General features: G+C 68.0%; 2 protein-coding genes. Both read left to right on the top strand.

Features of this window, described 5'->3' with window-relative positions:
• On the top strand, positions 1–665 hold a 665-nt coding region (locus D0T11_RS21700), incomplete at its 5' end, for an MFS transporter (protein WP_147374805.1).
• Between the two features lie 150 nt (positions 666–815).
• On the top strand, positions 816–1,204 hold a 389-nt coding region (locus D0T11_RS21695; RefSeq protein WP_147374804.1), incomplete at its 3' end, for an MFS transporter.

The following is a 1,204-nucleotide window of genomic DNA, read 5'->3' as shown; positions in this document are numbered from 1 at the left end:
TGATCGTGCAGGGCACCATGACCGAAACGCTGCCCGCGGCCCAGCGCCAGCGCTTTCGCTGGCGGCTGCTGCGCATTGAAAGCTGGGGCGAAGTGTTTGAGCCCCGGGTGCTGATTCCGGCCGCCGCCACGCTGCTGTTTCTGCTGCCGGGCGGCGCTATTTTCACCGTGGTACCCGACCAGAGCCGGGTGCTGGGCCTGACGGGCGAGAGCAAGGGCCTGTTCTACATCTGCTACACCGGGGCCTCGCTGGTGGTGCGCCTGCTGGCCGGCCGCGCCTCCGACCGCTACGGCCGGATACCGGTGCTCATCGGCTCGTCGGGCGGCATGTTTATCGCCCTGCTGCTGCTGGCCTTTGCCCAGTCGGTGCCGGTGTTCCTGGCCGGGGCCGTGCTGTTTGGAATGGGCACGGGCCTGAACGGGCCGACCATTTATGCCTGGACGGTGGATCTGAGCCACCCCGCGCACCGGGGCCGGGCCGTGTCCACGATGTACATGGCCCTGGAGGCGGGCATCGGCATCGGGGCCCTGATGGCGGGCTGGGTGTTTGCCAACGAGCCCGCCCGCCTGCCCTTCGTGCATCTGGCCAGCGCCGGCAGCGTGCTGCTGGGCCTCGTGTTCCTGCTGCTCATCCGCCACCGCACCCGGCTCTCCGTGGAAAGGTAATCCGGCCCGGTTCCTCACCTGCTTTGGAGCTTTGCGGCGCGCGTGCGGCGCAAAGTGCCCGGCAACCGCCGGTCCTTCGCGGGAGTGGTGGCAATAATCCGTCGTCGGATGCGGCCGGGCGGGCCGGGCGGGGTTACCTTTGCGGCCGAAATGTCTGTTACCACCGCTCCCGCTCCGCCCCGCGTGTACACGGCCGGCTTCTGGCTGATGTGCTTGTCGTCGCTCCTGTTTTTCATGAGCTTCAACATGCTGCTGCCCGAGCTGCCCGACTACCTCACCCGCCTGGGCGGGGGCGAGTACAAGGGCTACATCATTGCCCTGTTCACGCTCACGGCCGGCCTGGCGCGCCCCTTCTCGGGCAAGCTCGCCGACACCGTGGGCCGCATCCCGGTCATGGTCTTCGGCTCGCTGATCTGCTTTATCTGCGGCTTCTTCTACCCGTTCACCGTCACCGTCGCCGGCTTCCTGGGCCTGCGCCTGCTCCACGGCTTCAGCACCGGCTTCAAGCCCACCGGCACGGCCGCCTTCATCGCCGATAT

Source organism: Hymenobacter rubripertinctus (assembly GCF_003583925.1).
Taxonomy (GTDB): Bacteria; Bacteroidota; Bacteroidia; order Cytophagales; family Hymenobacteraceae; genus Hymenobacter; species Hymenobacter rubripertinctus.
Note: the sequence above shows the minus strand (reverse complement) of the source record. Positions and strands in the feature narration are given on the sequence as shown.